We start from the raw sequence: 6,872 nt of genomic DNA on the forward strand, positions 1-6,872 counted from the left end.
CCCGCAGCCCCGCAGCACGCCAGGCGGCGCGACGAAGCTGGTATGATCTTTTGATCATTTCTGCTTATTGCTGCTGCTGATGGCCCATATTCCCGACGGCGTCCTTTCCGCACCGGTGCTTGTGACCGGCACGCTGGTCTCGACCGGCCTGCTTGCGATCGCGCTGCGGCAACTGCGTGAGGCCGAGCTGCCGCAGGCGGCGGTGTTGGCGGCGGCCTTCTTCGTCTCCTCGCTGATCAGCGTACCGCTCGGCCCGAGTAGCGTGCATCTGCTGCTGAATGGGCTGATGGGGCTGCTGCTCGGTTGGGCAGCCCTGCCGGCGATCTTCGTTGCCCTGTTGCTGCAGGCCGTCTTTTTTGGCTTTGGCGGTTTGTTGGTGCTCGGCGTTAACACCATGAATCTTGCGCTGCCCGCGCTGGTTGTGGCGTTGCTGCTGCGGCCCGCCTTGCGACGGGTGTTGAGCTCGATGCCAAGCGCAGACCTGGGCGGGAGTGCTGATGACGGTGCCAGTCCCTGCAGTTTCGAGAGCGAGGTCGTGAGCGGTGCCGGGAGCGAGGTCGGGAGCGAGATCGGGAGTCCCCGGCAGCGTCACCAAGCCTTCGTCATTGGCTTAGGGGCTGGGATGCTTGGCGTGGTGCTCACCGCCGTGATGCTGTCGGGGAGCCTATTAGCCAGTGGCGAGCCGTTCGGGCCGGCCGCGCGGGTGATCGCCATCACCTTCGTTCCCTTGGCGTTGATCGAGGGGCTGCTCACTGGCATCGTTGTCGCCTTCTTGTTGCGGGTTGAGCCGGCCCTGTTGAGGTTGGATGAGGTGCGCCGTGGCTCCTAGCGCTCAATACGAGTACCTGCCGCGCTGGCGCGGCGTGGGGACCAGGCGGCGTCTGCTGATCGCGCTGTCCCTCTTGATCCTGAGCAGCCCGTCGCAGGCCCATCGGCTGCAGGTCTTTGCGAGCGTCGATGGTGCGGAGATCCAAGGGCGAGTCTATTTCGTTGGTGGTCATCCGGCCCGAGGTGTCGACGTCGAGTTGCTCGACGCTGATGGCAAAGCGGTGGCGGAGCTGGGCGCGAGCGACGACGGTCGCTTTCGCCTTCGAGCGCCGGCCGCACAGGATTACCGAGTGGTCGCTCAGACCGGCGATGGCCACCGCGCCGAATGGCCGATTGCGGCCTCTGAACTGGTTGGTGCGTTAAAGGGCTCGGCCCCGTCGCTTGAGGACACTGACCGCGCGGCCGGCGCGCCCAGCAATCGTCACAGCAGCTTGAATCCTCCGGCAGGCCCGGAGCGCAGCGCTCGCTCAGAGGTCTCTCCGTGCTCTTGCGCGGGTGCGGATGACGAGCCGGCGCTGAATGCTCTGATCGAGAGGGCGATTGAGCGCGGGATTGAGAGGTCGATCGAGCCCGGTTTCGAGCAGGCGGTCGAGCAGGCCGTGGCGCGGCAGGTGCTGCCACTGCGTGAGGCACTGGCCGAGGCGCAGGCGAAGGCCTCGATTCGCGACATTATTGGTGGGCTTGGCTATATTGCCGGCCTTGCTGGGCTTGGCCTCTGGTGGACGCGACGTCGGGAGCGGCAGCGGCGGTCCGTTCTGGACAAGCCGGATGGCTGAGCCGCCAACGCCAAAACAAACCGGACCCGACCAAGCCGATTCCGCTCGATCCGGGACTGCGCCAGGCGAATCGGCGCAAGGCGACCTCGGCCAGACTGCGTCCGGCATCGGCTTGCTCGAACAGGCCTTCGGAGAACGGTCAGACCGACTGGCGGCATTCGATCCGCGCGCTCGCGTCGTGCTGGCGGTTCTATTCGCGACCACGGTGGTCTCATTGCAGTCGCTGACCATGGCGGCCTTGGCCTTGGGTGCGGCGAGCCTGGTCGCCTGGCTCGGCGGTGTGTCGCTGCAACGGCTGCGCCATCTACTGCCGCTCGAGCTGCTGATGGTGGTGCTGCTGTTGACGCTGCCGTTCTCGGTGCCCGGTACGCCGCTGCTTCAGCTCGGGCCGCTGGTGGCCAGCGCCGAGGGGCTTGGGCTCGCACTGCTGATCCTGCTGAAGGCGAATGCGGTCGTGCTGATCCTATTTGGGATGGTGGGCTCGCTGGGTCCCGGCCCGACGGTCCATGCGCTGGCGGGGCTCGGCATGCCGACCAAGCTCTGCCAGCTGCTGTGGCTGACCTTGCGCCAGATCGAGCTGGTTGGCGATGAGTACCGCAGGATGCGTCTGGCCATGCGGGCTCGCGCCTTCGTACCGCGCAGCGACCGACACAGCTGGAACGCGCTCGGCTGGCTCATCGGCATGCTGTTGGTGCGCAGCCTGGCGCGCGGTCAGCGGGTTGCCGAGGCCATGCGCTGCCGGGGCTTCGACGGCCAGCTGCGGTTGCTGCAGCGATTCCACTGGCAGCGATGCGATACGCTCGTACTGGTTGGGGCGCTGACGCTGCTTGCGGCGGTGCTGCTGGCGGACGCTGGGGTTGTTCATGTTCTCTAAGCGGGCTCTCGCCGAGTCTTTGGCGGAACCGGCTGTGGATTGCCGTTTAACGAGGTTGCATGCAATGACAGGTCGGCGATTGGATTCAGCGGACACGGCCGGTGCTGATGTAGCCAATGCAACCGGTGAGAGCGGTGACCTACTTGTCGAGCTAGCCGGTGTGACCTTCGGCTATGGGGCAAACCCCCTCCTGAATGGGCTCAATCTGCGCATTGGTCGGCGCGAGCGGGTGGCCTTGATTGGCTCGAATGGCGCTGGCAAGAGCACCTTGCTGAAGCTGATCGTCGGCTTGTTGAACGCGAGTGCCGGTGAGATTCGGGTGCTGGGCGGGGCCTGTCGCTCCGAGGCCGACTTCCGTCGCGCGCGCACCAAGATTGGGCTGGTGTTTCAGCACAGCGATGATCAGTTGTTTTGCCCGACCGTGCTCGATGATGTTGCCTTCGGGCCACTGAATCTGGGCTATTCGCCATCGGAGGCCGCTGCGATGGCTGAGGGCACGCTCGCTGCGCTGGGTCTCCAGGGCTATGGTGCGCGCGTGACCCATCGGCTCTCTGGCGGTGAGAAACGGTTGGTGGCCTTGGCGACCGTGCTGGCGATGGACCCGGAGCTGCTGTTGCTCGATGAGCCGACCAGCGGGCTCGATACGACCAGCGAGGCACGGCTGCTTGAGCATCTGGAGGCGTTGCCGCAGGCGATGTTAATCGTCTCTCACGAGCAGCGGGTGCTCGAGCGCCTCAGCAGCCGGGCCCTGTTGCTGCAAGACGGGTGCCTGATTGACGCCGAGCTGCATCGGCACCCGCATCAGCATCGTCATGCACACCTGCATCTACATGCGGCGGGCCTAGCGACTGACCATGACCACCTGAGTGATCTACCGCTGCATGCACACGAACATCTTGGTGAGGAGTGACCGATGATCGATCAGCCCGAAGATCAGCCCGAATTGCTGAAGGCGAAGCTCGGCGGCGAGACCGCTAAGATTCGCTGGCGCGAGCTGCAGCGGTTTTTTGCCCAGGGCCGTGCCATCCATGTCCGGCCAGGCATGGACCTCATCGAGGTTGCGCTGGCCGTCAATCGCGACCACGCCCAGCAGGTTCAGCACTGGATGCAGGGCGGTCAGATCGAACGCGTCAGCGATACCCAGGCCCGTGGCTGGATCGAGGCCGATGCCTTGGTCTGGGCTGTGGTGATTCGGCCCTGGCTGCTGGTACAGCCGCTTGCGGATGGCGTCGAGGTTAAGTCGAGCTCGGCAGCGCCCTCAGCCCCATCGCGTCCAGATACGCCAAGCTGCTAGCGGTCTGGGTGTAATCGGTGACCGCCTGTTTCAGCGTGCGTGCTGGCAGCGGGTTTTCAAGGGTTTGCAGCATTGCACTCGCCATCGCGCCGCTGTCGCCAACCGGGACCAGTGGGCCGTAGCGGCCATCGGCAAGGATCTCACGTGGGCCGCTTGGGCAGTCGGTGGAGACCGACGGGATGCCAAGCGCGAGCGCCTCGGTGAGCACGTTGGGTGAGCCTTCCCAGGCTGATGAGAGCACGAACAGATCGGCTCGAGCGAGCCAGCAGTAAGAATTGGTCTGAAACCCCGGCAAGTCGAGATCCCCATCAGGCCCGAGCCGTAGCCCGAGTCCGATGGCGAGCTCCTCAACTGCACGCCGGCCACGGCCCCCGCCGAGGATCAGGAGCCGGCAGGGGCGTTTTTGCCGGGCGAGGTGGAAGGCACGCACGAGGGTCGGGAAGTCCTTCTGACGCTGGAACCGGCCGGCACCGATGATCACCGGTATCGATTTAGTCTCGACCAGCCACGGGTGAGGGCTGGGGGCCGCTGCAAGCTCGGCTAGCTGCGGTCTGATCACCGGGTTGCGAATCACGCGGATCTGGCTGCGGGGTAATCGAGCGATCTGCGCCGTATCCGCGGCAACCCCCTCGGAAACGGCGACGACCGTCTCAATGGCTGGATACAGCAGTCGGATCGGTGCCAGCCGCAGCCAGCGTCGAGCGAGGCTGCTGCCGGAAAGAGCGGCGGAGAGATTGGTGCCGAGCCGCAGTACCAAACGGGTGTCCGTGCGTGCAAGGGCGCGCGCGATCACGGCGGCACGACCGGCGCGATCCTTGACAGCGAGCAGCACTGGCGGGCGCTCGCGGTGCAGCCAGCGCGCCAGCGCAAAGGTTGCCAGCAAGGTATGTGCGGGGCGAAGGGGGATGCAGCGCACGCTTTCCGGCAACTGCTCGAGCGCGGCGCTGCTCGCGCGCACCAGCAGCAGGTCGATGGCGAAGCCTTGGTCGCAGAAGCCCTGGATCAAGTGAGCTAGCATTCGCTCGACACCGCCTTGCCCAGAAAAAGAGGCGAAGATGGCGATCCGGGTTGATGGCGCCGGCATGCGCTTGGCAAGCGTCTTGGGTCGAGCGGGGAGGGTAACGAGCGGGCGTTGAGACGAATCCGTCAGGCAGCGCTGCTCTGCGCGCTGTCGGCAACCTCAAGCAGGCAATTCGGGCAGAGGCAATCGTCGTATTGGTCCTTCAGGATCTTCAGCACCGGCAGCGAGACCTTGATGGCGACGCAGTCGCAGTTGCGCAGGTCGTCGACCTTGCATTCAAAGTCGCTGCCGCAGCGCGGGCAACGCTTGGTGCCGTCAGTGATGGGCTGATCCCAGGTCATGAGCTCGTCCTCGCGGTCAGGGTCTATGGGCTGGTCGTTATGAGCGATTAGAGCCTAGATGGAGCAGGATACGCTCGATTCCAGCGCCTAGGGTCTAACGCAGGGGTCTAACCCAAGCGTCTAACTGAAGTCGCCTCGGCGCCCTGCTTCGGTGATCAGCGAGACCGCGGGATGCTTGATGCGACGCTCGGCGGTGATCGCGTAGAGCCGCTCCTTGAGCTCGGGCGCGCGGCCAATGACGCGCACCCGGTACTTGGCAAGGACGTCGGCCTCGACCGATTGGGGCGCGGTGAAGATGCCGGCTCCGGCCTCACCGAAGGTCTTCATCAGGGCGCGGTCTTCGATCTCGGCGACGATCCGCGGCTGCAGCCTTTCCCGCTCGAGCCAGAGCTCGAGCGCCCGCCGCAGCGCGCTGCCGCTGCTCGGCATGAGCATCGCAGCGCCCTGTAGGCTCGCCGGGAAGCCCGCGCTCAGTCTCTCGGCATCGGCCTCAGCGGCGAAGAAGCAGGTTGTCGATTCGCCGAGTGGATGGCTGAACGCACGAATATTCAGTGCCGGGCTCATCGGGCAGTCGGCGAGCACCAGGTCGAGCTTATGCACCGAAAGCTCGGCCAGCAGGTCGACCAAGGGGCGCTCGGCACAGGTCAGACGAACCGGCTCTGGCATTCGCATCACCGGTGCTAGGACCCGGTGTGTCAGGAGCTTCGGCACCACCATGGCGATGCCAACGTTGAGCCGGAGCCCTCCGCTGGGCGTGCGCCCGGCGAGCACGTCTTCGAGCTCATCGCCGAGGCGAAAGATATCGTCTGCGTAGGAAAAGACCAGCTGCCCGGTTTCGGTTAGCGTCAGGCCTCGGCCAGATTTGGCGAACAGTTTGTCGCCGACCTGCTCTTCGAGCTCACGTAGCTGGCCGCTGATGGTCTGCGGGGTGAGGTGCAGGACCTCTGAGGCGCGGGCAATCGAGCCGTGCGTGGCGACGGCCCAGAAGTAGCGCAGGTGCTTAAGATTCAGATGCGGCATCAGGTTTGTGGCAGCGCCAGCTCAGGCGCTGGCGTCAGGCGTTGGCGTCGATGATCACAGGGCTGTCGAGTGGCTCCCCGTCGAGCTTCGTGCGCCCATCGCTGCCCAGTGCCAGCCGACCTTCGGCAAACCAGCGCGCCGCCAGCGGATAGATGCGATGCTCCTGCTCGAGCACCCGCGCTGCAAGTCGGGCCGGATCATCATCGCTGAGCACCCGCACGCGCCCTTGCAGGATCGCTGGCCCGCTGTCGAGCTCAGCGGTCACGAAGTGGACCGTGGCGCCATGCACCGAATCGCCCGCTTCAATCACCCGCTCGTGGGTGTGGAGTCCAGGATAGCTCGGCAGCAGTGACGGATGGATGTTGAGCATGCGGCCTTGCCAGTGCTCGACAAACTCGGCGGTGAGGATTCGCATGAAGCCGGCGAGCGCGATCAGTCCGGGGGCCACTTGGTCTAGAAGATCGTTGAGTGCGGCTTCATAGGCCGCGCGGGTCTCGAAGCCGCGATGGCTCAGGGTCTGCGTCGGTATCCCTGCGCGCTGGGCGCGCTCCAGACCCAAGGCGTCGGCACGGTTGCTGATCACCAGTGCGATCTCGAACGGCGAATCGGCACGCTGGCTGGCATCGATCAGCGCTTGCAGGTTGCTGCCGCTGCCAGAGATCAGTACTGCAAGCCGCAGCGGTTGCTGGTGAGACTCGATCACTGCGCTCACGTCAGG

General features: G+C 65.3%; 9 protein-coding genes. 5 read left to right on the plus strand and 4 right to left on the minus strand.

Annotated features, from left to right (window positions below):
• The first annotated feature begins 79 nt into the window (after window positions 1-79).
• The 5 genes from ACY693_RS12365 (at window position 80) to ACY693_RS12385 (ending at window position 3,772) form a co-directional block, all read left to right on the plus strand.
• Window positions 80-829 carry a CbiM family transporter gene (locus ACY693_RS12365; RefSeq protein ID WP_462322131.1) on the plus strand — a complete coding sequence of 250 codons (750 nt, stop codon included), beginning with the start codon at window positions 80-82 and terminating at the stop codon, window positions 827-829.
• Window positions 819-1,604 carry a carboxypeptidase-like regulatory domain-containing protein gene (locus tag ACY693_RS12370; RefSeq protein WP_462322132.1) on the plus strand — a complete coding sequence of 262 codons (786 nt, stop codon included), beginning with the start codon at window positions 819-821 and terminating at the stop codon, window positions 1,602-1,604. Before ACY693_RS12365 ends, ACY693_RS12370 begins: the two co-directional genes overlap by 11 nt.
• Entirely contained in the window at window positions 1,597-2,478 is an 882-nt protein-coding gene (gene cbiQ / locus ACY693_RS12375) for a cobalt ECF transporter T component CbiQ (protein ID WP_462322133.1), read from the plus strand. The genes ACY693_RS12370 and cbiQ overlap by 8 nt, the downstream gene beginning before the upstream one ends.
• A 64-nt stretch (window positions 2,479-2,542) precedes the next feature.
• Window positions 2,543-3,388, plus strand: coding sequence for an energy-coupling factor ABC transporter ATP-binding protein (locus ACY693_RS12380; protein WP_462322134.1), 846 nt, complete (start codon window positions 2,543-2,545; stop codon window positions 3,386-3,388).
• 3 nt (window positions 3,389-3,391) lie between these two features.
• Window positions 3,392-3,772 carry a DUF2288 domain-containing protein gene (locus ACY693_RS12385; RefSeq protein WP_462322135.1) on the plus strand — a complete coding sequence of 127 codons (381 nt, stop codon included), beginning with the start codon at window positions 3,392-3,394 and terminating at the stop codon, window positions 3,770-3,772.
• Here ACY693_RS12385 and ACY693_RS12390 read toward each other — a convergent pair.
• From ACY693_RS12390 to purN, 4 genes are all read right to left on the minus strand, one after another.
• Window positions 3,714-4,856: a glycosyltransferase gene (locus ACY693_RS12390; protein WP_462322136.1), complete on the minus strand. Its 1,143-nt coding sequence runs from the start codon at window positions 4,854-4,856 to the stop codon at window positions 3,714-3,716. The genes ACY693_RS12385 and ACY693_RS12390 overlap by 59 nt on opposite strands.
• Window positions 4,857-4,918: 62 nt before the next feature.
• The gene (locus ACY693_RS12395; RefSeq protein ID WP_462322137.1) at window positions 4,919-5,134 is read right to left on the minus strand and encodes a cysteine-rich CWC family protein; all 216 of its coding nucleotides are present in this window, start codon (window positions 5,132-5,134) and stop codon (window positions 4,919-4,921) included.
• 120 nt (window positions 5,135-5,254) lie between these two features.
• Entirely contained in the window at window positions 5,255-6,154 is a 900-nt protein-coding gene (gene nhaR / locus ACY693_RS12400; RefSeq protein WP_462322138.1) for a transcriptional activator NhaR, read from the minus strand.
• A 34-nt stretch (window positions 6,155-6,188) separates the two neighbouring features.
• Window positions 6,189-6,866 (minus strand): phosphoribosylglycinamide formyltransferase, encoded by a 678-nt coding sequence (gene purN / locus ACY693_RS12405; RefSeq protein ID WP_462322139.1) that lies wholly within the window; start codon window positions 6,864-6,866, stop codon window positions 6,189-6,191.
• Window positions 6,867-6,872 lie beyond the last annotated feature (6 nt).

It is taken from the genome of Halochromatium sp., assembly GCF_054919635.1.

Coding starts and splice junctions, on each gene's coding strand:
- cbiQ (WP_462322133.1), top strand. CDS start 1,597: ATGGCTGAGCCGCCAACGCCAAAACAAACCGGACCCGACCAAGCCGAT.
- ACY693_RS12385 (WP_462322135.1), top strand. CDS start 3,392: ATGATCGATCAGCCCGAAGATCAGCCCGAATTGCTGAAGGCGAAGCTC.
- nhaR (WP_462322138.1), bottom strand. CDS start 6,154: ATGCCGCATCTGAATCTTAAGCACCTGCGCTACTTCTGGGCCGTCGCC.
- ACY693_RS12365 (WP_462322131.1), top strand. CDS start 80: ATGGCCCATATTCCCGACGGCGTCCTTTCCGCACCGGTGCTTGTGACC.
- ACY693_RS12380 (WP_462322134.1), top strand. CDS start 2,543: ATGACAGGTCGGCGATTGGATTCAGCGGACACGGCCGGTGCTGATGTA.
- ACY693_RS12390 (WP_462322136.1), bottom strand. CDS start 4,856: ATGCCGGCGCCATCAACCCGGATCGCCATCTTCGCCTCTTTTTCTGGG.
- ACY693_RS12395 (WP_462322137.1), bottom strand. CDS start 5,134: ATGACCTGGGATCAGCCCATCACTGACGGCACCAAGCGTTGCCCGCGC.